Annotated in this window: 19 protein-coding genes; 11 read left to right on the top strand and 8 right to left on the bottom strand. The window is 51.3% G+C overall.

Annotated features, from left to right (window positions below; all coding sequences use genetic code 11):
• Positions 1 to 3: 3 nt before the first annotated feature.
• Positions 4 to 1,239, bottom strand: a complete 1,236-nt coding sequence (locus MEALZ_RS01280; protein WP_014146770.1) for an NAD(P)/FAD-dependent oxidoreductase — start codon at positions 1,237 to 1,239, stop codon at positions 4 to 6.
• Between the two features lie 557 nt (positions 1,240 to 1,796).
• Here MEALZ_RS01280 and MEALZ_RS01275 point away from each other — a divergent pair.
• From MEALZ_RS01275 to MEALZ_RS01235, 10 genes are all read left to right on the top strand, one after another.
• Entirely contained in the window at positions 1,797 to 2,036 is a 240-nt protein-coding gene (locus MEALZ_RS01275; RefSeq protein ID WP_014146769.1) for a phosphopantetheine-binding protein, read from the top strand.
• Positions 2,033 to 3,364 carry a hypothetical protein gene (locus MEALZ_RS01270; protein ID WP_014146768.1) on the top strand — a complete coding sequence of 444 codons (1,332 nt, stop codon included), beginning with the start codon at positions 2,033 to 2,035 and terminating at the stop codon, positions 3,362 to 3,364. Before MEALZ_RS01275 ends, MEALZ_RS01270 begins: the two co-directional genes overlap by 4 nt.
• A gap of 299 nt (positions 3,365 to 3,663) precedes the next feature.
• The gene (locus tag MEALZ_RS01265; protein ID WP_014146767.1) at positions 3,664 to 5,109 is read left to right on the top strand and encodes an amino acid adenylation domain-containing protein; all 1,446 of its coding nucleotides are present in this window, start codon (positions 3,664 to 3,666) and stop codon (positions 5,107 to 5,109) included.
• Entirely contained in the window at positions 5,110 to 6,186 is a 1,077-nt protein-coding gene (locus MEALZ_RS01260) for an acyl-CoA dehydrogenase family protein (RefSeq protein ID WP_014146766.1), read from the top strand.
• A 601-nt stretch (positions 6,187 to 6,787) separates the two neighbouring features.
• On the top strand, positions 6,788 to 6,961 hold the full coding sequence (locus tag MEALZ_RS21125) for a YezD family protein (RefSeq protein WP_014146765.1): 174 nt from the start codon (positions 6,788 to 6,790) through the stop codon (positions 6,959 to 6,961).
• A 103-nt stretch (positions 6,962 to 7,064) separates the two neighbouring features.
• On the top strand, positions 7,065 to 8,537 hold the full coding sequence (locus MEALZ_RS01255; protein WP_014146764.1) for an alginate export family protein: 1,473 nt from the start codon (positions 7,065 to 7,067) through the stop codon (positions 8,535 to 8,537).
• A gap of 21 nt (positions 8,538 to 8,558) precedes the next feature.
• The gene (locus tag MEALZ_RS01250) at positions 8,559 to 9,563 is read left to right on the top strand and encodes a sulfate ABC transporter substrate-binding protein (protein WP_014146763.1); all 1,005 of its coding nucleotides are present in this window, start codon (positions 8,559 to 8,561) and stop codon (positions 9,561 to 9,563) included.
• Positions 9,564 to 10,121: 558 nt separating this feature from the next.
• A complete protein-coding gene (gene cysT / locus MEALZ_RS01245; RefSeq protein ID WP_014146762.1) occupies positions 10,122 to 10,949 on the top strand; it encodes a sulfate ABC transporter permease subunit CysT in 828 nt (275 codons plus the stop codon).
• A gap of 11 nt (positions 10,950 to 10,960) precedes the next feature.
• On the top strand, positions 10,961 to 11,827 hold the full coding sequence (cysW, locus tag MEALZ_RS01240; protein WP_046060926.1) for a sulfate ABC transporter permease subunit CysW: 867 nt from the start codon (positions 10,961 to 10,963) through the stop codon (positions 11,825 to 11,827).
• A gap of 264 nt (positions 11,828 to 12,091) precedes the next feature.
• Positions 12,092 to 13,135 (top strand): sulfate/molybdate ABC transporter ATP-binding protein, encoded by a 1,044-nt coding sequence (locus MEALZ_RS01235; RefSeq protein WP_014146760.1) that lies wholly within the window; start codon positions 12,092 to 12,094, stop codon positions 13,133 to 13,135.
• Between the two features lie 312 nt (positions 13,136 to 13,447).
• On the opposite strand, the gene MEALZ_RS01230 is transcribed toward MEALZ_RS01235, so the two are convergent.
• Positions 13,448 to 14,080 carry an RBBP9/YdeN family alpha/beta hydrolase gene (locus MEALZ_RS01230; RefSeq protein WP_014146759.1) on the bottom strand — a complete coding sequence of 211 codons (633 nt, stop codon included), beginning with the start codon at positions 14,078 to 14,080 and terminating at the stop codon, positions 13,448 to 13,450.
• Positions 14,080 to 14,949, bottom strand: a complete 870-nt coding sequence (locus MEALZ_RS01225; protein WP_014146758.1) for an EAL domain-containing protein — start codon at positions 14,947 to 14,949, stop codon at positions 14,080 to 14,082. Before MEALZ_RS01225 ends, MEALZ_RS01230 begins: the two co-directional genes overlap by 1 nt.
• A gap of 256 nt (positions 14,950 to 15,205) precedes the next feature.
• Between MEALZ_RS01225 and MEALZ_RS01220 the strand changes: the two genes are divergently transcribed.
• Positions 15,206 to 16,105 carry a LysR substrate-binding domain-containing protein gene (locus MEALZ_RS01220; RefSeq protein WP_014146757.1) on the top strand — a complete coding sequence of 300 codons (900 nt, stop codon included), beginning with the start codon at positions 15,206 to 15,208 and terminating at the stop codon, positions 16,103 to 16,105.
• A gap of 180 nt (positions 16,106 to 16,285) precedes the next feature.
• Here the strand turns inward: MEALZ_RS01220 and MEALZ_RS01215 are convergent, their stop codons facing one another.
• From MEALZ_RS01215 to MEALZ_RS01195, 5 genes are all read right to left on the bottom strand, one after another.
• Positions 16,286 to 17,821, bottom strand: coding sequence for a hypothetical protein (locus tag MEALZ_RS01215; RefSeq protein WP_014146756.1), 1,536 nt, complete (start codon positions 17,819 to 17,821; stop codon positions 16,286 to 16,288).
• A 455-nt stretch (positions 17,822 to 18,276) separates the two neighbouring features.
• Positions 18,277 to 20,052: a 5-bromo-4-chloroindolyl phosphate hydrolysis family protein gene (locus MEALZ_RS20530; protein ID WP_162472899.1), complete on the bottom strand. Its 1,776-nt coding sequence runs from the start codon at positions 20,050 to 20,052 to the stop codon at positions 18,277 to 18,279.
• A gap of 365 nt (positions 20,053 to 20,417) precedes the next feature.
• Positions 20,418 to 21,365, bottom strand: a complete 948-nt coding sequence (locus MEALZ_RS01205) for an SPFH domain-containing protein (RefSeq protein ID WP_014146753.1) — start codon at positions 21,363 to 21,365, stop codon at positions 20,418 to 20,420.
• On the bottom strand, positions 21,362 to 22,285 hold the full coding sequence (locus tag MEALZ_RS01200; RefSeq protein WP_014146752.1) for an SPFH domain-containing protein: 924 nt from the start codon (positions 22,283 to 22,285) through the stop codon (positions 21,362 to 21,364). The genes MEALZ_RS01205 and MEALZ_RS01200 overlap by 4 nt, the downstream gene beginning before the upstream one ends.
• Positions 22,286 to 22,294: 9 nt before the next feature.
• Positions 22,295 to 22,798 (bottom strand): NfeD family protein, encoded by a 504-nt coding sequence (locus MEALZ_RS01195; protein WP_014146751.1) that lies wholly within the window; start codon positions 22,796 to 22,798, stop codon positions 22,295 to 22,297.
• Positions 22,799 to 23,033: the final 235 nt, after the last annotated feature.

Genomic DNA, 23,033 nt, shown 5'->3' with positions numbered 1-23,033 from the left:
TTCTCAAGGCTCGCGACACAATTCGACCAGGGTCTTCAACCGAGGTTCGGAGTTTTTGACATACGGATTGTTTTCATCCCAAACATAGCCGGCCAGAATCGAACAAATCATCGCTTTGATATTGGGCTGCTGCTGTTGATAAAGCACCACATCCTGCAAGCCGCCGTCATACCATGAGCTGACGAAAGTGCGGAAGGTATCGACGCCTTTTTGCAAGGGTTCGGCAAATTCCTTTTGCCAATCGACTGCCATGCCGCGGAGCTGCCGGTCCACTACCTCGGCGGCGAGGCTTGCCGATTTCATCGCGATCGTGACGCCCGAGGAAAAGACCGGATCGAGAAACTCGCCGGCATTACCCAATAGCGCGTAGCCTTTGCCGTGCAGCCGCTTGACGTTGGCACTGTAACCGCCGATGCTATTGACCGGCGTATCGAACACGGCATTATGCAGCAGCGCCGACAAGCCCGGCTCGGCGTCGACGAATTGCTTCAGCACCGCTTGCGGGTCGCGCTCCGAAACCTTAAGAATCTTCGCTTCGCCGACCACGCCGAGACTGCAACGCCCATTGCTGAACGGAATCAGCCAATACCAGACATCGGTCAATTCGGGATGCACGATGATGCGAATTTTGTTGCGATCGTAGCGCGGATCGTCGATTCTGTCTTCGATATGCGTGAACACGGCCTGTCGCACCGGAAAACCGGACGGTTTTTCCAAATCCAACAAACGCGGCAACACCCGCCCGAAACCGCTGGCATCGAGCACGAAATCGGCGGTCATGCGGTAGCGGTCTTCGCTGTCCCTATCCTTGACCGTCAACACCGGCTGCTCGCCGCTGAAGTCGGCCTCGACGACTTCCTGACGCCAGCGGATGTCCACGCCCATACGTTGCGCCTCGGCGGCTAGCAGCGCATCGAAGCGGTCGCGCTGAACTTGATAGGTCGAATCGAAGCCGGCCGTGAATTTGTCGGCGAACCAGAATTCGCAGTGCTTGCCTTGAAATAAAAACGCCGCACCGTCCTTCAATTGAAAACCGGCATTGCGCACGGCATCGAGCATGCCGGCCTGTTCGATGAACTCCATGCATTGCGGCAGTAGGCTTTCGCCGATGCTGAAGCGCGGAAAAGCATCCCGCTCCAAGATCACGGCCCGGTATCCTTTGTTATTGAGCAATGCCGCGGCAATACTGCCCGCAGGCCCCGCTCCGATAATAACGATATTGCCTTTTTCAGCTCTCATGCGAACCCGCCTGTTTTGCCATTGCTAACCTATGTGGATGTTTATAAATAATTTGTGCCTAAGCAGGACGAAGGTTGTAATCCATACGCGTCAAGCTAAAAACGGCCAATCCGTACCCCGCTCTTTCCCAAGCCCCAGCTTGGGTAACCGCATATTTTAGTCTTTGTGACATCGATGCCATTTATTGTAGCTTGACATTTTCGGCATCGAAATCGCGATCAGGGGATCGCTGCCACGGTGCATGAATCACCCGCTGTGGGAGCGACGCCTTCGTCGTCCCTCACCTAACGCTAGGTGAGGGAAAGCCACCGACGCTCAACTTCCACGGTTTATTTCGAAGTCCTCAGCGTCCTGAATTCAATGAATTTGACTCTACACGAAACTCGAAGCGAATCAGGAAGATAATTTTAGCGACATCCCTGGCTTGATGCGCATGGTTAAATAACCCGCCCTGCGTGATGTTCAGTACCTAATCCCAAAGGGAATCGCCCTTTTCCGTGACTCTACTTGCCTTAATCGGCTATCATTTAACCGACAAATTATACCTTACCTGAGTCATGAAAAAGAAACTGCGCGACTTTATCTTTCAAGAGCTCGTTTTCGTCGCCGAGCCGAATCAATTCGGCGACGACGACGATTTGCTCGAAGCGGGCCTGGACAGCATGGGCATCATGCGCTTGATTATGTACATCGAAAACGAATTCGGCGTCACCCTGCCCGATACCGAAATCGAACCGGACAATGTGCAATCCTTTAACGCATTGGAACGTTGGATATTAAGGTATAAAAACGGATGAGCACCGATAAGTCCGCCATTTTGGAAAGGCTGAACCCGGCCGACAGTTTCACGCTGGCAATGGACGAGGAAATCCGCCGAGACGGCTTGGCCGGCAGTTTGGCGTGTTACGGATTGGAACTCGCCAATATTCCGGATATCGACGCATTACAACAGCGAATCGACGAATTCGGTCGGCGTTTTCCGGTAGCCCGCGCCAGCCTGAGTCAAATCGGCAAACGTTTCTATTGGTGCAAGCGCTCCGATCCGCCCGACTTGTTTTTTCAGCATCATTGCCCGACCGGCGCGGATGAAGCAGAATTCCGGCACGCCACGCTCGACCGGATCATGAACGAAAAGCAGCCTCGGGAGAGCGTCGCTCCGCTCGAGTTTCATCTGCTGACCGGCCCGTCCGAAAACGTTTTTCTGATGCGTTGGCTGCATCCTTTTTGCGATGCGCGCGGCGCGGATCTGATCATCAAATATCTGTGTACCGCCGATGCCGAACAACGTCAACGCTTCGGCCATCCCGAAACCGGTCCGCTTGTATTCGAACAGTTACGTAAATACCGCTGGTGGCAAAAAATTTCGCTATTGCTGAAAGGCAAACGCTATATCGACAGGCTGGATAGACTGAGCAGCATTCAACCGTTGCGCCACGAACAACCGCCGCAACGCCTCGAGTTCGCGGTTCGCAGGCTCAGCGAGGAACAAACCGAACGGATCGTCAAACTGGCCAGGCAACAGGTCGGCTTAACCGGCACCAGTCTTTATTACATCGGCTGTCTGATGCGCGCCCTCGAAAAATGGCGTCCCGACAGTCCGGGCGAGGCTTATTGCGTGCCTTATGCATTCAATTTGCGCAAACAGCGCGCCTTATCGCCGGTCAACGGTAATCATCTCAGCGCGTTGTTCGCACAGGCGCCTCGGGAAGTCGTCAAGGACCGGCAAAAACTGTTCGAACATCTGAAACAACAAAACGCCCAAGTGATTCGTCAACAAGAAGACTATGCCTTTCTGCCGCTGATGTGGGCCGGCAGTTGGCTGTCGCTGGCCGAATACGGCAAGGTCTTGCGCCTTTCTTACGGTTCCGGTCGGGAGCGCAGTTCATTCTGGTTTTCCGATATCGGCCGTCTGGATCTTCCAGCGGACAGTTTCCCCGGCGCCGAAATCACCGACGTGTTCCATGCCTGCCAAGTCACGTCACCGCCGTCGCTGGCTTTTCTGAACTGTATTTTCCGCAATCGTTTGACCTTGAGCTATAACTATATCGAACCGATAGCCGATGCCGAAGCCATTGATGCATTGCACCGGCTGATGCTGGCGGAACTGCTGGGAGAGACGGATTGAATCGTTTTAAGGATTTGGTCGTAAATAACTCCCCTATTTTACGGAGGGTTCGGTTGCTCGATTGGCAGGTGTCGGCGGCAGGGCAGATTTTTGCTCCTCGGCAATTGCTCCTGCATTGCCCTAATACACGCCATCCATGGCGTAATGCAAAATCTGCATTCATGCCATCCATGGCAATTAGTCGCCGCCGTCAAGCCTACACGGACGTATTCACGGCGTCCTACCATGCGAGTTAGCGTACCCTCAACAAAGCTCATAGTTCCAGGACGTTATTTATTACGAAATCCTAATTCTCGATCATGCCCTTACTGACAGCATTCGACCGGCAATGCCGAAACGCACCGGACCGCCCGGCGCTGATTGAAAGCGAACGTCGACTGAGTTACCGCGAAGTCAGGGTTAACACTGAACACCTTGCCGCCCATTTGGCCACACGGATCGAGCCCGGCGCTCGCATCGCGCTGGCATTGGACCGCGGTATCGATGCGGTCATAGCGATTCTGTCGATCCTGCGTTGCGGCGCGTGTTACATCCCGCTGGATATCAAAAATCCGGCTCAACGCTTGCGCTTCATCGTCAACGACGCCAACGTTCACTGCATCATCGGCCAAGGAAGCTGTCCCGATTGGCTCGACACACCGGCGCTTTGGCTCGATATCGAGCAACTGCCCAAGCCTGCCAAATTGGTCAAGCCTCCCGTTGCCATCGACCCCGAAGCCTTGGCGGCAATTCTGTACACTTCGGGTTCGACCGGCACGCCGAAGGGCGTCGCGTTGAGTCATCGCGCATTGCACAATTTCGCCGATTGGGCGGCGCGCACGTTCAAGCTCAAAGCCGACGACCGTATCGCTTCGCTGGCGCCTTTTTATTTCGATTTGTCCGTATTCGATATATTCAGCAGTCTGAGCGCCGGCGCTAGCGTTAATTTCGTGCCGGCCGGCCTGACCTTGTCGCCCAGCCGCCTGACGGCCTGGCTGCTTGAGCAGCGCATCACCGTGTTTTACACGGTGCCCTCTTTGCTCGGCTTCATCGCGCTAAAGGGCGGATTGACCGAACAGCCGTTGCCGGATTTAACTACACTACTGTTCGCCGGAGAAGTATTTCCGACGCCGCAATTGAAAAAACTCTGCGAACTTTTGCCCGAAACCGATTTTTACAATCTCTACGGCCCGACCGAAACCAATGTCTGTTGTTATTGGCCGGTCGATCGGGCTCGGCTCGACGGCGATCAACCAATACCGATCGGCCATCCTGCTTGCGCTTCGGAATTGAAGATCGACACGGAAACCTGCGAATTGCTGGTAAATAGCGCGAACAATCTGTCCGGATATTGGCGCCAAGGGCGCCTGACCGAAGCCATGGAAGACGGCGGCTATTACCGGACCGGCGACAAAGTCTCGTTGAACGAGCGCGGCGAATACTGCTATCACGGCCGCCTCGACCGCATGCTCAAATGTTCCGGTTACCGGGTGGAACCTGCCGAAATCGAAGCGCTGATCCTGCAATGTCCGGAAGTCGCCGGTTGCGCCGTAGTCGGCATCGAAGACAGCACTAGCGGCCAACGCCCCGCCGCCGCGCTGGTACTGCATCCCGGCGGCCAATTGAACGGTATTGTCAAAACAGTCAAGCAGGCGCTGCCGGCCTACATGCAGCCGTGCCGGTTCAGCGTGATGGATGCCTTGCCTCTACTGGACAACGGCAAGACCGATTATCAAACCTTGCAACGCCAACTGGAGCGAAACTGAATGGATATCGGCAATCTACCCGCCGCCGGCGGAAGCCAAGCCGCACGGGCGCGTTTTCGTCATTGCGCCGGTTTCGGCCTATTGAAACATGCCGTGCCGCAAAACCGCGGCGGTCACGGCAACCATTTCGCCGATCTCGTGCAGGCCCATGAACAACTCGGCAAAGCCTGCCAGGACCCTGGCTTGTTGTTATCGATCAACGCCCATCTGTGGGGCACGGTTTTTCCGCTGTTGAACTACGGCAATGCCGAGCAACAGGCGACTTATCTAAATGACCTGCTCGAAGGCAAACGCATCGGCGGTCATGCGATTACAGAACCCCAGGCCGGCTCCGACCTCACTGCGTTGACAATGACTGCGGAGCAGACCGATGCCGGATTCACATTGAACGGACATAAACGCTTCATCACCAATACGCCGATCGCAGACTTACTGGTCGTTTATGCGAGATCCGGCACGCGATTGTCCGCCTTCATCGTGCACGCCGACGACCCCGGCGCCGCCTTTCTCGACACGCCGCAAGTCTCCGGCTGCAAAAACGCCACGATGGGCGATGTTCGTCTTGACGATTGCCGGATTCCTCTCGACCGGCAACTGGGCAAGACCGGTGCCGGCAACATGATGATTCAGCAAGCGCTGGAGTTGGAACGGGCCTTCATTTTTGCCGGCATCCGCGGCGTGATGGAGCGGCAATTGGAAGGCGTGATTCGGTTCAGCCGGGAACGCAGAGTCAACGGCGCGCATCTAGGCAAAAACCAGGCGATCGGTCATAAAATCGCAGATATGAAAACCCGACTGGATACGATTCGGCTTTGGGTAAACGAGTGCGCGCGCCTGAAAGATCGAAAGCAACGCATCACGCTGGCCAGCGCGCAGACCAAGTTATTCGCCGCCGAAGCCTTTCTGCAATCGAGCCTGGACGCGGCGCATATTTTCGGCGCAAGCGGCTTGCTCGAAGGCGGTCAACAGCTCGAACGAATCCAGGATGCCCTTGCTAGCCGGCTATTCTCCGGCTCGTCCGAAATTCAGAAAAACATCATCGCTGCTTTATTAGGTACGGGCGACGGTTATCAATAAATCTGTCATTCCGCAGATCCCAAGGGTCATATGTTAGCTCGGCTACTCATTAACGCGGGACAGTTTAAGGTTAATCCGTTCGTGTTGAGCCCTTCGGCAGCGCCCCCTGCTGCCGACATCCTCGCTAGCCACACCCCATGCCTTCATTAAAATTTGCTAACTTTTGAATATAAAGGGAGTAGTGCTTTTGCCCCACCTTAAGTGGGAAGCCTATGAACTCCATTTATCCAAAAAAACATTTCACTATGAAGAATATATAGTTAATTCAACAACTTGTTATGTGTTTGCATAGAACTTTCACTCGCCCAAGAGGTTAACGAGAACGCCTAGGTAATATCTTGAAAATCTTCAGGAACTTCATATGCTTCATGGTTAAACTACCGAATTTAGGTTTATCGATGACTCATTTCCAACTATCTCTCCTCCTTCGTTAGCCTTGTATCAACTTGCCGAATAATGGCGTCGCCTCTATATTCAAATATCTAATAATTAGATATAAAAATCTAATTATATCGTTTCATTTGTTTCTGCTATTTCATTAACATTCGCACAACACCAATTCAGCACATCAACACAGAATTAAGTGAAGCGCGGAAATTGTATGAATAAACCATTAGATCTTGATTTATTAAAACTGGATAACCATCAGGAAATCGCTGCACACATCATATCGATTTTGCAGACGATTCGTTTCGGCTCGATTGAGATTGTGGTGCACGACGGCCGCATCGTGCAAATCGACCGGCACGAAAAATTTCGGATCAAAACTAGATAAAATAAACGCTTAATCCACCGAGCCATCGGCGATAGATCATAAAATTTAGCGGTTGCCTGACCGGAACACCGGAAGTGGCTGTATTTTCAAGGGGGAATAAACCATGTCGATTTATAGAAAGACTGCCGGATGGCTCGTGGCCGGCAGTTTATTGATTCATCCGGCTCAGCATGCTGTGGCCAAAACGGACGAGCAGCCAAGCAGCTATTATATAGAACCGGGGAGCTACGGAACCAAACGCGAAACCGACCCGCCCGACTATGTCCGCAATCTCAGTAAAACTGGAATAAAAGGTACGGAAGATATCACGTGGCTGGATGTCGGTCTCGATTACCGGATGCGCTATGAACGCCGTGAAAACGACGTGCGCCGCCGTCCTAGCCGCAGTTTGGACGAGCCTATTTTACTCCGAACCCGCGCCTATCTCGGGATCAAAGAAATTCTGGACCCGTTGCGCGCCGTCGCCGAATTCGAAGATGCGCGCCGCTATAACAGCCAGTTTGACCGCGATAACCGCGACATCAACGAATTCGAACTGATTCAAGGCTATATGGAGCTGCATTTCAAGGATGCACTGGGTTACGACGATCGCGGCAATGCCCGGCCTGCCTTCATTCGTGCGGGGCGCATGGCGTTCGAATTTTTGGACAGGCGCTTGATCGGCTTGAACAAATGGCGCAACACCACCAATACTTTTCAAGGTTTTCGCGCCAGTCTGGGAGAAGACGCCAACGATTGGGCACTCGATTTACTGGCCCTGCAACCGTTGACCCGACTGATGACCGATTTCGACAAACCGAATCAAGACCAATGGTTTTCATCGATCATCGGTCACTGGCGCAAATGGTCCGATATCGTGACTATCGAGCCTTATTACATGGCGCTTAGACAAGATGCGAGTCCCGGCAATCGCAACCGAGCGAGGGATATTCACGCCACAGGGTTGCGCTTGTCCGGCTGGGTAAGCGATACCGGCATCAATTACGATCTGACCGGCACCTATCAATTCGGCCGCGACGACGGACGGCAACATGATGCCTATATGGTCACCGCCGAAGTCGGTTACACCTTCTTGGAGCACCCATGGAAACCTCGGATCAGCGCATTTTACGGTCATGTCACCGGGGATAAAGACCCCAACGACTACAAAAACAATCGCTTCGAACGCTTCTTCGGCTTCGCCAGGCCTTGGTCATCGGATGATTACATGATCCCTGAAAACGTGATCGCGCCCAAGGTCAAAATCGAATTCGAACCGATCAAGGGGCTAAAACTCGACGGCGGTTACAGCGCCTTCTGGCTGGAGAGTAATACCGACCGTTTTAACAACCTGTTAGACGGGAGTAGTTTCAATCGCGACCCGACCGGCAATAGCGGCGACTTTTTGGGTCACGGTCTCGATTTTCGCGCCCGCTACAACATAACGCCTTATATTGCCGCCAATGTCGGTTATACCCATTTCACCAATGGCGAATTTACCAACAACCGACAAGTGGCCGCCAATGGCACGAAATCGAACCAATCGGACTTTATCTATGTGGAATTGTCGTTCAACGCACTCGATATTTTCAAATAACCCTCGAAACCAGGAACACTTATGAAACCTCAAAAATGGCTCAAAACCGCCCTGCTCGCGGCAGGATTATTAAGCGCTACCGGCGCGTTTGCCGACCGAACGTTGCTGAACATCTCCTACGACCCGACCCGAGAGCTGTATCAGGCGTTCAATAAAGCATTCATCGCCGATTGGAAAACCAAGACCGGCGAGACGGTCACGATACAACAATCGCACGGCGGCGCCGGCAAGCAGGCGCGCGCGGTCATCGACGGTTTGGAAGGCGATGTGTTGACGCTGGCCTTGTCGTATGACATCGACCAGATTGCCGAAATTTCCGGGAAGCTCGATAAAGACTGGCAAAAGCGCCTGCCGAACAACAGTGCCCCCTATACTTCGACCATCGTGTTTCTGGTGCGTAAGGGCAACCCGAAAGGCATCAAGGATTGGGACGATCTGATCAAGGACGGCGTGGCGGTCATCACGCCGAACCCGAAAACCTCCGGCGGCGCCCGTTACAATTATCTGGCCGCCTGGGCCTTCGCCGAGAAAAAATACGGCAGTCCCGAAGCCGCCAAGGATTTCGTCAACAAACTGTTTAAAAACGTACCGATTCTGGATTCCGGCGCGCGCGGCTCAACAACCACCTTCGTCCAACGCCGCATCGGCGATGTCTTGCTGGCCTGGGAAAACGAAGCCTTTCTGGCTATCGATCAATACGGCACCGATCAATTCGAAATCGTCGTGCCGCCGATCAGCATTTTGGCTGAAACACCGGTCACGGTCGTGGACAAGACCGTCGAGAAACGCGGTACCCGTGACTTGGCTGAAGCTTATTTGAAATATTTGTACTCGCCGGTCGGGCAAAAACTGGCGGCCCGATATTATTACCGCCCATTCCAACCGGAACACGCCGACCCAAAAGATTTGGAGCGCTTCCCGAAATTGGAACGGCTTTCCGTGGATGAATTCTTCGGCAGCTGGCATAAGGCACAGGCCGAGCACTTCGATGACGGCGGCACCTTCGATCAAATCTATGCACCGTAATATCCGCATCGCTCACACGGAGGACCTTGGAGACCAGAAAGTTCTCGCACGGAGGCGCAGAGTTTTTCCTCATCCCCTCCGCTCCAGCCTGGGAATGCATACCGCTATTACCTCGACAACCAAATTATGGATTCCCACGGGGAGACCGTGGGAACCAGAAACAAACGTGCTGAACAAAGATTATCGAATATCTGGGGATAGTGCTGTTTGATAAATCTGCGGATATTGAAAGTCAGTGGCTTCGATAATCGCGACGAAGGCGTCGCTCCCACAAGGGTTCCGAATGTTCTGTGGGAGCGATCCCCTGATCGCGATTTCGAAGCCGGGAAAGTTAGGAGACTATAAATGGTATCGAGCCCACATTAGCTATGATGGCATGACGGTAATACACGATTTATGTCTAACGATGAGTGTTCTGCGTGGGAATGCTAGAGCTTGCGGGAATGGTTACCCAAACCGGAGTTTGGGTAACAGGAATACCCGGCCGCTTTATCGTCACAAAGAACGGATGAGAGCTATCAAACCGCTGTTTTTTGCAATTTATTAAAGGCTACCGAAATGCCACAAAGCCATATTATGCCGGGGTTTCGTCCCACACTGGGTTTTACGCTGTTTTATCTGGCGTTGATCGTGCTGATTCCCTTGAGTGCACTGGTGTTCAAAAGTATGCAGCTCAGCCTGGATCAATACTGGGACATACTGACCAATGCCCGGGTTCAAGCTTCGTTCCGCGTCAGTTTTGTTTCAGCGTTGATCGCGGCCGGTATCGCCGCGCTGTTCGGCTTTATCATCGCCTGGACCCTGGTGCGCTATCCGTTTCCCGGCAAAAAACTATTCGACGCGCTGATCGATCTGCCGTTCGCGCTGCCCACCGCCGTTGCCGGCATCGTGTTGGCGGCGATCTACGAGCCTAATGGCTGGATCGGTCGTATCGTCATGGACACGCTGGGCGTGCAAATCGCCTATAAGCCCCTTGGTATCGTGTTTGCGCTGATTTTTATCGGACTACCGTTTGTCGTGCGTACAGTCGAACCGGTGCTGCAGGAATTCGACACGGCAATGGAGGAAGCGGCCGCGAGCCTCGGCGCCAATCGTCTGCAGACTTTTATCCGAATCATTCTGCCCAATATCCTGCCGGCAACACTGACCGGTTTCGCACTGGCCTTCGCGCGCGGAGTCGGCGAGTACGGCTCGGTCATTTTCATCGCCGGCAACATGCCTTATGTGTCCGAAATCGTGCCGCTGCTGATCATCACGAAGCTGGAGCAATACGACTATGCCGGCGCGACCGCGATCGGACTGACCATGCTGGTCATTTCGTTTTTATTGTTATTACTGGTCAATGCGCTGCAATGGTGGGTACGCCGCCGCAGCGGCCAACTCTGAGAGACGCTCAAATGAATACAGTGACTGCAACTCATGCATACCAACCTAAACCGATCGCGCTAAACGATCCGGGCTGGGTTCGCTTTGGACTGATAGGCGTAACCTTGGCGATTATCGGGCTGTTCTTGATCCTGCCGCTGGCGACCGTACTGATCGAAGCCTTCAGCAAAGGCTGGACGGCATACAGCGACAGCCTGTCTCACCCCGACACCCTAGCGGCAATACGGCTGACGCTGTTGACCGCCGCAGTGACCGTGCCGCTAACAACTTTTTTCGGCATTTGCGCGGCGTGGGCCATCGCCCGTTTCGAGTTTCGCGGTAAAAGTTTATTGATCACGCTGATCGACCTGCCGTTCTCGGTGTCGCCGGTCATCGCCGGTTTGATCTTCGTGCTGGTATTCGGCGCTCAAGGCTGGCTAGGCCCATGGCTGTCCGAATACGATATCAAGGTCATCTTCGCGGTGCCCGGCATCATTCTAGCGACTTTGTTCGTGACCTTTCCGTTCGTCGCCCGCGAGTTGATCCCATTGATGCAGGAAATGGGGCATGAAGAGGAAGAAGCCGCTTTATCGCTGGGCGCCAGCGGTTGGCAAACTTTTTTTAAAGTTACCCTTCCCAATATCAAATGGGGGCTGCTGTACGGCGTACTACTTTGTAATGCCCGGGCGATGGGCGAGTTCGGCGCGGTGTCGGTGGTTTCCGGCCATATTCGAGGGCTGACCAATACTCTGCCGCTGCATGTCGAAATTACCTACAACGAATACGACTTCGTCGGCTCGTTCGCCAGCGCCTCGCTGCTGGCAGGCTTGGCGGTGGTTACCTTGATTGTGAAAACCTATTTGGAATGGCGGCAAAAGCAGGATAGGAAGGCGGTATAAACTGCTTTCATCATTCCCAAGCTCCGCGTCACTGCCATTAAGTGAAGCCGTCACAGAGAGAAGTAATGCTTGCATTCAGGCTCTACTGTGCCTCAAAAGCTTGCCATCCATGGCACTGGATTCCGCCAGTCCATGGCGGAATGACGGACTTACCTTAACTTAATGGCAGTGACGCAGAGCGTGGGAACCATTTGAAAAACCATTAAGCTGGGTTTCACGTTGTTCAACCCCACCTACATAAACAAATTGAACGAGAGCATCACTATGAGCATTACTTTAAACAATATCAGCAAACGCTTCGGTAATTTCGCTGCCCTGAAAAACATCAACCTGGAAATCCCCGAAGGCGAATTGGTCGCTTTACTGGGGCCGTCCGGCTGTGGCAAGACCACCTTACTACGCATCATCGCCGGACTGGAACAAGCGGATCGAGGACAGGTTTTATTGAATGGCAGCGATGTCACCGACCAACCGGTAAAAAACCGGCAAATCGGCTTTGTTTTTCAACATTACGCGCTATTCCGGCACATGACGGTATTCGACAATATCGCCTTCGGTCTCAGGGTCAAACCGAGAAAGGAACGTCCTAGCGAAACCAAAATCCAGGAAAAAGTGCATGCGCTTCTCAATCTGGTGCAATTGGACTGGTTGGCCGACCGTTTCCCCGATCAACTTTCCGGCGGCCAACGCCAACGCATCGCATTGGCCCGCGCCTTGGCGGTCGAGCCGTCGGTGTTGTTGCTCGACGAGCCGTTCGGCGCGCTCGACGCCAGTGTGCGCAAGGACTTGCGGCTGTGGCTGCGGCATTTGCATCATGAGCTGAACGTCACCAGCATTTTCGTGACGCACGATCAGGAAGAAGCGATGGAAGTCGCCAGCCAGATCGTCGTACTCAATCACGGCAAGATCGAGCAAAAAGGCTCGCCCAGCGAGATTTACGACAGTCCAAACAACGATTTCGTATCGCGTTTCATTGGCCATACCAATGTCTTTCAGCTGGAACAGGGTGACAGCGCCTGGCTTGCCGGCACCGGAATCAGTATCGACGATCCCAAAGGTATCATCGCTCATGTGCGTCCGCACAACATCCAAGTCGAAAAACCGCAAGATCCCGCCAATGCCCCCGTTTACCTAAAAGATTGGCAACATCTGGGCGCTATCATCCGGCTGGAATTACACAAGGACGGCACTAACGGCAAGGCAACAACGATCTTTGCGGAAATGCCGAACGAGCAATTTCGCGAACTGGCTTTGCAAAAAGGCGACCGGGTGTCGTTGCATATCAAACATGCGCATTGGTTTAACTGAACGAATGGATGGCGAGTTCAACTATTCGATCCTAGAAAAAGCATTTCACCATGAAGATCATGAAGAATATGAAGTTAACTCAATAGCTTATTCTGCCTATGCAAATCATTTTTGCCCCCTAAAAGGTTATTCGAAATTTTAGGACAAGCCGTTGAAAGACTTCATGCGCTTCATGGTTAAACTGCCGAATTTAGAATAAACGCCATTGAGGAAACATGGCTAAGATAGTAAGCATGGCAGGGTTTGCATCGCAATCCTTTGTCAAAGGATTGCTCCGGTTGGAAGCTTTATTGAGAAAGAAGCAGCCTTTCCTTAGGCGGAATAGGGCGATGATGAAAACATCAGTTTTTTCGGTAGTTGAATCGATAAATTGACCATAGCGCTTTCAAGCAAAACTTGCAGTGACGTGACCCATTCCACTATCAACGGCCACTCGCCATAGCCGGCCTCGCTGTTGATGTGGCCCGCATTGCCAGCGTCATAAAGCGTCAAACCCCATTGACGACTGAATTGTTCGGCCTGACTGAATTGCATCCAGGGATCGTTTTGACTGGCTACCAACAAGCCCAATGTATCGAGTCGTCGATTCGGCAAAAAACCGGAAATATCGTTTTGAGGTCTCGAGTCGACAGCTATCGGCCCCGTCATAGAAAAGCGCTGCGGCGACGCCGGCGCGACCAAGATCAAACCGGCTACTTTTTCAGGAAGACGTGATGCTACCAAAGCGCTAGCCAGACAGCCGAAACTGTGCGCGACCAGAATCACTCGGTTGGGCGTCGCATCGATATGCTTTTCGATCGCGTTGGCCCAGCTAAAAATTTGCGGACTCTCCCAGTCGATGCCGGTAACGCGCTCGCTGCCCGGCAATTGCCGCTCCAGCCAGGTTTGCCAATGTTTGACATCACTGCCGTGAAAACCCGGTACGGTGATTATTTTCGTTTTCATTAGACAGCCCTCGACAGATGTAAAGCGGTGTCTTCGATCGAAGCAACCGATTGTTCGTAATAAGCGCCTTGCACCCAATTGAATCCAATCGTACGAGCCAAAGCCTTGATATTGGCATCCTCGATATCAAGCAACGCTGTTTGCCCACCGACCGAATCCGTCAGTTTGTGCAAGCGATGCAGTTTGTGCGGTAATTGATTGTCTTGAATCCTGCCAAGATCCTTGGCCGACAGACCGACATTATCTGGCGATAAGGCCGTAATCAGCTCTAAAGCCGAACCACTCAAACCGTTGTAATCAAATTTAAGGGCCACTCGATAACCGCGCTGCCGGTAGTTTTCAAGCCCCTTCAGCAAGGCTTCGTAATAATTGGCATAGACGCTGCTTACACTCAAAGTAATTACGATGTTATTGGGCTCCAAACCGCATTTCCCGATAACTTCTTGAAAATACGCTCCATGATCTTTCTTGACGCCGAGAATATGCCTAGGATCGACCTCTAGTTGCAAAAAAAACGGCTCATGGGAAATCGGCAAAAAATTGAGCATATGAACGGTACGAGCTAAACGATCAAAATCGACTATGGAATCGGGACAAATTGATTGCCGTGCAGGCAGCGATATAATCAAATCCAATTCATGGCTTTGCAGATGCGGAATTTCGGAAGTGCTGACATTAAGCTTGGCAATATAGCCTGCTATCGTTGAGGGTTTCCGCGTTTCGCGCAGAGGCGCCAGTTCAGTAGTGATATGAATGGGACCGAATAAACCATGCACGACTCCTTCTTTTAAAAAGAAGGGACGGAAATTGGTATGATGCTCCCATTCAAGGCGGTCATTGAAGTGTTCGACGAGTTGTTCTAATGGCATTATCCTGCTCCTTGTTGTACTTAGGCTTTGCTCTGTTCAGGTAGCGAAAAAAACAGGCGGAGATGTTTTTCGCCTGACAAATATCCCTATGATTTAAGGAGGAGTTCAATACGAATCCGTTCAATCGCGCTAACGAAACGGCTCCGGCCATTTGTTGGGCTCAGAATAACGGTATTTCATTGCTTATTAAAACGATATAATTCGATTTATACTTCTAAAAATTAGATATTAAAAACGCTTCCGGCCATCGCATCTCATGAATCTCAGCCAGCTTGAATTACTTCGCACCTTGCATGAAAACGGTTTCAACCTCTCCAAGGCCGCCGACAGCATGCATATCGTGCAATCGGCTGTTAGCCGGCAATTACATTTATTCGAGGAGGAATTGGGCTCGCCTTTATTGACAAGAAACGGCAAAAAACTGACCGGTCTGACCGAACTGGGACAAAAGGTATTGGCGCAGGCATCAACCATTCAACAAGCCAAAAAAAATATCAAATCGCTCGCCTCGGAATACCGCAATGGCGACAGCGGAATTTTGCATGTCGCGACGACGCATACCCAGGCAAAATACTTTTTACCGAAGCCGATACAACGCTTCCGCGCCAAATATCCCGGCGTCAAGGTTTATATCGTGCAGTCCTCGCCCGACCACCTGATCGACTTTCTGCATAACGATCAGGCCGATCTGGCCATTTGCACCGAAAAGGTCGCCGAAGATGAAACCTTGATCATCAATCCCTGTTACGAATGGCACCATGCCGTCGTCATCCCGAAAGAACATCCGCTGGCTAGCGGGGACTTGACCTTGGAACGCTTGGCCTCTTTTCCGATTCTCACTTACTCGCTCGGCTTTACCGGCCGTTCCAATATCGAAAAGGCCTTTAACGACCGGGAATTGCAAATGGATGTGGTGCTGGCGGCAGCCGATACCGATATCATCAAAACTTATGTGCGTTTGGGCTTGGGTGTCGGCTTAATCGCCAGTATGGCCTATGATCCGATAGCCGATACTGATTTGGTCGTCCGAAATTTGCCCGGACTCATACCCAGCTCGATGACCAAAATTGCTTACTTGCGGCAGAATTATTTACCCGCCTACAGCCGGCATTTTATTGAAGAACTATTGGATGCCGCCCAAGAAATGAACGCCTGAGACAACCAGTCCCTCCCTTTATACTCAAATAATGTATAACTTTATGAAGGTATGGGGAGTGGCTAGCGAGGATGTCGGCAGCAGGGCAGATTTTGCAGGAGCAAAAATCCGCCTAACACCCCGACACCCCATTCACTAATACTGAAATTTGAGTACTATCGGTCTATTTACGGTAATCGCCTAATCGTCGATACGCGCGGTTTTAAAACGGGCCGTGGCTCCAAGCAGACCAACTACGAAGAAAGCCGTACCGACCACAGTAAAACGCAGATTCGACTCTTGCATGCCCAAGTCGTCGGTCGCATAAAGCATGATTATAACGGCGACCGCCCCCCATCCTAGAAATCGCAACGTCGCGTCTAGTAGGCATTTACCTAGCGTTTCCGATTCGGTCACCGGAGTGTCCATGCGATAAGCCACAAAGCCGCATATCAGCGCCGGCAGGATTCCCCAACGCATATGATCAAAAAAGCTTTCCCAAAAAAAGAAATACTCTCTGCGGTAGAAGGTTAACTCGAGTACCAGTGTCGAGACCGTGGTACTAACAACGAAGCCCATGATCATCATCGTCATATAAAACCCGTAATAGCGATCGTATTGCTCTCGCTGGCGGCTGAAGACAAGCGTCCGCAAAACGAAGATCAACGCTAAAGGAAGGACATACATCGGCATGACATAAGCCATCCAACGAAGCGTTGTATAGCTAAAATGGGCCAAAGGCTTATCCGGAAACAGGAAAGCATTATGTAACGAAACCGAAATTTCTCGGCCTAATATGACTCCGATAGCGGAGGCCGCCATGAAAATCAGAATATACTTATAGGTGTGTTTCAAGCGGGCTTCGTGAACATTTCCACCGAGTTGCTTCACGGTTGTCCAAATATCGTTTTCGCTAGCGCTACCGAACACAATCAAGGAGGCAAGCATGCGGCACAATAAACCGGTGAGTTGATCCAACTCTTTGATCAAATTGACTGTCTTGGTGTAATGCGGCTCCGCTTCCTTCCAAACTGCCACTTTTTCCGACATGGCGTTATAGGAGATACAAATTTCCCCCCATTTCAGAGACGGTTCGTTGAACAGTCGACGAAAAGACGACTGATTCGCATAATATTGTATCCGATCAAACAGCAGGCAATTATGAGCCCATTTATATTCGACCGTGGCACTGGACATGTCAAAGTCCCCGGGGTCGATGCTCGACACTAACAATCGATTGGCAATTTGCTCTTTCAGTTTCTCGTCAACCGCCGACAATCTTGAGGTGACTAGAGCGTTATAAACTTCTACCGCCTTAGTTGGGATGGCAAAAGCATCATGTATGCTATCTCTCAAAATCAGCAAAGGATTAATTTTGCTTTCCCAAGCGATAAAAAATAGAAATAGCCCAGCGGCAATCAACGGTACGATCGTAGTACCGTCCAAGCCATTCAGAAGATCCACTAATTCTCGAGAACGAAGGTTCTTAACGATAAGTGTTACCAAAGGCTCCAATGGCAACCACTGGAAAGTCAGTAATAAATATAGAGCCGCCATGAACGCGCAGTACGACGCAACCCCTAACCAATAGGTGCTTCTGCGGATAAAATATTGCGGAAGCGTCGGTTCTGCGCCTAATTGAATCCGACGTTTTTGGAAGGAACGATAGGCCAGGAATACTACTGCCACGGTTCCAAGAAACTGCACCGCAAAGTTAATCATAAGTTCAACAGTCATCGTGCGCCTGCTCCTACGTGCTTTTTATAAGGTTCGAAAGGGTTGTCATCATAGTCAAAAGACAATGATATATCCGTGTCGGCTCTATGGCAGGTCCATCCGTTAATGCCGTAATTTGAATTACGATAGGTATAACCAGCCGAGCGTCCGTTGCGGTATCCAGTGGAATTATTATACTTGACGGATTATTATACTTGACATATAGCGACAAGGTCTCTTACTGGTTTCAGAATAAACCGAAACATGTTGTCGTTCAATTATCCCATCAAGCTTGGGATGGAGAGGACCAAGATATTTTTCTTGGATGGCGATGAGAGGAATTAATGATGAAAACCTTTTTACGTACTCTGTTAGAGAGAAAACCAGTGGGTAACGAATGCTGTCGAAATTGTTACTATTCAGTCCCCCGGCAATTGTTGTTCCCACGCTGGAGCGCGGAAACGATAGGATCGGCATCAACGAATACCTTCCCGCTTAAGTTGCGCGTTTAATACTTCAATTTTGACATCAAGATCGAATAGGTCATCTTCAAACAATTTTTGTTGCTGTTCCAGAAAGGTCGCTTCAATTGTTTCGAGTACATTACGAAAATTCTGTGTCAATTGCCCGGATTGGATATGACTGTGCGTTTTGGCATAGCCTTCGGTGACTTGCATCGCTCCATCGAGATAAACATTAAGAAATTTTCGAGCTTTGCGAATATCTCGCGGGTCGGCTTCGATTTCGCTCAAAATACTGTCGGCAATCATACAGATACGCTCTATCCGATTTTTGAATTCGTGATTATGAATTCGATTGCCGGCCTGTTCGATTCGCCGAATCATGCTACGGGACTCGGCGACCGTCTGCTTGACTTCATTGTTTGATTCGTCTGTCGTGCGGGGCAAATTTTGCTGTGCTTTTTTAACCAGCAAGCGGTCGTTCCGATCAATTTTAACAACCTCGATCCGATCGCCGTGACGCAGCGGTTCGAGCGTATCGGCAGAGAATCGTTGTTGATCGATCAGCACATAGCCGTTGCTATCGAAATCGACCATTGCTTCCCCGATTTTGCCTTTCAAGCCCTTTTGGCGCGAACCGAAAATAAAGCTGCCGGTAATAAGCAACGTAGCGAGCAGCATTGCTGCACTCACAGCGATACTCACCGACAATATCGTGTTGCTCTGATCGGCCGGGATGGGGCCGTCGAATAGATTCAAACTACCCAGCACGAAGGCGATCGCTCCGCCGATACCCAGCACGCCGAAGCCGGCAACGAAATATTCGGCGATCATCAACGCAATACCGAACAATAACAGCACTAGAAAACCAAGATTAACGGGTAAGGCTTGCATGCCGACCAAGCCCAGAACTAGCGCGATCGTGCCAAGGATACCGGGAAGAGTTAGGCCCGGAGCGAGCATTTCGATAAAAATCGCGAGTAGGCCCACAGAAATCAACATGTGCGCGATCTGCGGATGCGCGACTAGCCCCAAAATATGATCGATAAACCGCGGCGTAATCTGGCGAATTTCTTTATCCGAGAGAGCCAGTTTAAGCAATTGGCCTTGAAATTGAATTTCACGTCCGTCAACGGCTTTTATCAGATCAGAAAATCCCGGCACCACCAGATCGACCACATTGGCTTCCAAGGCTTCGTCGGCGGATAGGCTTTCGGCTTCGGAAACGAAACGTTCGGCAATATCCGCATTGCGATTGCGATGCTTGGCGATACCCCGCATGAAAGCCCGGGTATCGCTCATGATTTTCTTTGCCATGGTACCTTGTATCTCGCCGCCATCGCCCGCAACCGGCGATGCGGCCCCGACATTCGTACCGGAATTCATCACCGCAAGGTGCGTGGACAGCAAAATAAATGCACCGGCCGATGTCGCGCTGGCGCCGGCAGGACCCACGTAACCGATGACCGGCACCTTAGACTCCGAAATTGCGCGAACCATGTCTCGCGTGCTACTCAGTAAGCCTCCCGGAGTATTGATTCGTAGGATCAACGCAGCTGCGGAATAAGCTTCTGCTGTTTCGATTGCATGCTCGAGCAGGGCGGCCGTACCCGGATTGATTACGGCATCTATGTTTACCAGGTATACGGGAGCCGCTGAGTCATTCGGTTTTTTTCCGTGCGCCAAGCCGCCTATACCGACAAACAGCGATAACAACAGGCAAGCGCCGACGAGCATTCGCAACGACTTGATTGAGGGGAGTACACGAAACAAGTTCATCAAAGAAGTCAACCCATCATCCTAAAAAGTGCAAACGCCTAGCACCTTCATTTATTGAGGCGATTGCCAGGCTCTCGTGAACTTTACTGTGAAAGTTCGTAGATTTAGACTCGTTATCTAATTTTTCGATATACGGCGCTCGGCAGAGCAAATGCCGGTTCCGGAGAGGGTGCGGTTGCTCGACCGACAGGCGTCGGCGGCAGGGCAGATTTTTGCTCCTGCAAAATCTGCATTCATACCATCCATGGCAATCAGTCGCCGCCGCCGAGCCTACATGGACGTATTCACGGCGTCCTGTCGGACGAATGGCCGCATCCTCACCTCCCCGAGAACTTTCATCACCAGGGGTGATTGCCAAGCCTTCATGAACGTTAGGATCATGCATTTGCCTTGCGCGCAATATGTAAATCGAGCGCTTCCAACAGTTGGTTCAAATTAGTCAAATCGGCAGGAAAGATCACCGAAGTCTCAGCATCGGCCAAATGCGCGATATTATTGATAAACTTTTCCGATAAATTGAGTTTAATGGCTTCCTCGCCGCCGGGCTGGACGACTGCATTACCGATTTTCTCGATGGATTCGGCCGTCGCGGTCGCCAAGGCCAAAATTTCGGACGCCCTACCTTCGGCTTCGTTGACCAAGCGTTGGCGTTCGCCTTCCGACAAATTGATCAGTTCGCGCATCGTACCTTCGGACGTGTTGATTCGGCTTTGCTTGTCGCCTTCGGCTCTGGCCAAAATAGCCCGCTTTTCCCGCTCGGCGGTCACTTGTTTTTCCATCGCACACTGAACCGTGCTCGGCGGTTTGATATTCTTAATTTCGTAACGATGCACATGCACGCCCCAGGTTTCACCCGCGGCATTGAGCGTATCCACCACCGCTTGACTGATCATGTCGCGCTCTTCGAAAGTTTTGTCCAACTCCAACGTACCGATCACCGAACGGGTTGTGGTCTGCGCCAACTGCATCGCGGCAAACCGATAATCGGTCACGCCATAAGTCGCTTTGATAGGGTCGGAAACCGACATATAGATAACGCCGTCGACTTCGACCTGCACCTCGTCCTTGGAAAAACATTCTTGCGGCGGAACATCGATGGTTTCTTCACGCAAGTCCTGTATCGCGGTCACGACATCGATAAACGGGATCAACACATGAAAACCGGGCCCCAATGTAGCCTTATACTTGCCTAAACGCTCTACAATCAGAGCGGTGCGCGTGGAAACAATGCGTATGGAGCGAAATAGCTGTGTAATGATGACAAGAAAAATGATGCCCCATACGGCAAAATTAAACAAATCGATTGGACTAACTTCGTTATTCATTTGTTTGCTCCCATTTTAGCGACCGGCAGGTTTTGATTAAGCGCCGACAGCAGACCTTTGATGTGAGCAAGATCGGTAGGCAACACAGATACGTTGGCCCCTTTCATGACCTCGCCTGTTCGATCGATAAAATCCTCGACCAAACGCATTTTTACCGCCATATCGCCGCCCGGCTTCTTGATGGCTGCCGCGACTTTCTGCAAGCCCTCCGCGGAGGCTTCAGCTAGTATCCCAATTTCACTCGCGCGCCCTAAGGCCTCATTGATGCGTTTTTGTTTCTGGCCTTCGGAAATATTGATCGCCTCCTGACGATGACCTTCCGATATCAGAATTTTCGATTCTTTTTCCGCCATGGCCAAAGTGATTTCCGCACGCTTTTCGCGTTCGGCCTCCATTTGCTTTTCCAAGGTATGCACCACTTGTGCAGAAGGTGAAATATTTTTGATTTCGTAACGCATAACCTTGATTCCCCAAGGGTCCGAGGCTTTGTCGATTTCTCGTACAATCGCTTCATTCAATTTATCGCGCTCATAAAAAGTATCGCCGAGCGTCAGCTTACCGATTTCGGAACGCATCGTCGTTTGCGCCAAATTAACGCTGGCCATCTGATAATCGCCGATTCCGTAACTGGCCCGTTTGGCATCCATCACTTTCAAATAGACGATACCGTCGACCGCAACCTGGATATTGTCTCGGGTGATGCAGCTTTGCGCCGGAATATCGAACACTTGCTCGCGAATCTCATGACGATAGGCTACCTTGTCCAAAAAGGGCACGACAACATGATAACCGGGCTCCAGAACGCATCGAAAATTGCCTAATCGCTCCAAGACACAAGATTGCCGCATCGGAACGATAATCAACAGCTTCCAAAAAATGATACCGGCCAATATGACGAATATCGTAAGGGTAGTAAGCATAACGTACTCCTATTTTATTGAGTTATTATTCGAGTCGGTTTCGTTCATGGTTTTATTGGTTTCGATGGCATCAACCACCCACACCAGATTTTCGCGAAAAATAATGCGCACCTCGGCCCCAACGTCCAAATTTTGGTCATTACGATAGCTTCTTGCTTTCCAAGTACTTCCGCGAAACGCAATGCGCCCCTCGCCGCCTGCGGGTATAGCCTCGCAGACTTTAGCAATTGCATCGTAGGCATCCAGATCTTCATCGGTCTTGCCCTGTTCGACTTGTGCGGGAATGAATTTTTGGGCGACCCCACGCAATCCGAAGACCAACGTTAGGGAGCCGATAAACCAAACGGTAAAAGCTTGTAACCAGCCTTCTATCAAACCGGCGTATAGCAAAGCGGAAACCAGAACGGCGCCGAGACCTAGAAAAAATACTATCCCGCCGGGCAACAAAATTTCCAGCAGCATGAGAATAATGCCGCCGATAAGCCAGATATTTACAATTTCATATCCCTGCATTGATTATCCAAAATAAGGAACGAGCATGAAATAACTTCGACAAATGCTGAGCGGGGGTTCGGTGGCTCGATTGAAGGGCGTCGGCGGCAGAAATAGCCGCCGAGCTTACATGGATGTATTCACGGCGTCCTGTCAAACGAGTCGCCGAACCATCACAATGCCTAAAACTTGTAGAAGTAAATTTGTGCATATTCCTAAAACGGTTTATATCGGTATCGGAGCACAGATATGCCGA

Origin of the sequence: Methylotuvimicrobium alcaliphilum 20Z (assembly GCF_000968535.2) — a bacterium.
In the GTDB taxonomy this organism is placed as follows: domain Bacteria; phylum Pseudomonadota; class Gammaproteobacteria; order Methylococcales; family Methylomonadaceae; genus Methylotuvimicrobium; species Methylotuvimicrobium alcaliphilum.
The sequence above is the reverse complement of the archived record's forward strand: the minus strand, read 5'-3'. Positions and strand labels throughout refer to the sequence as shown.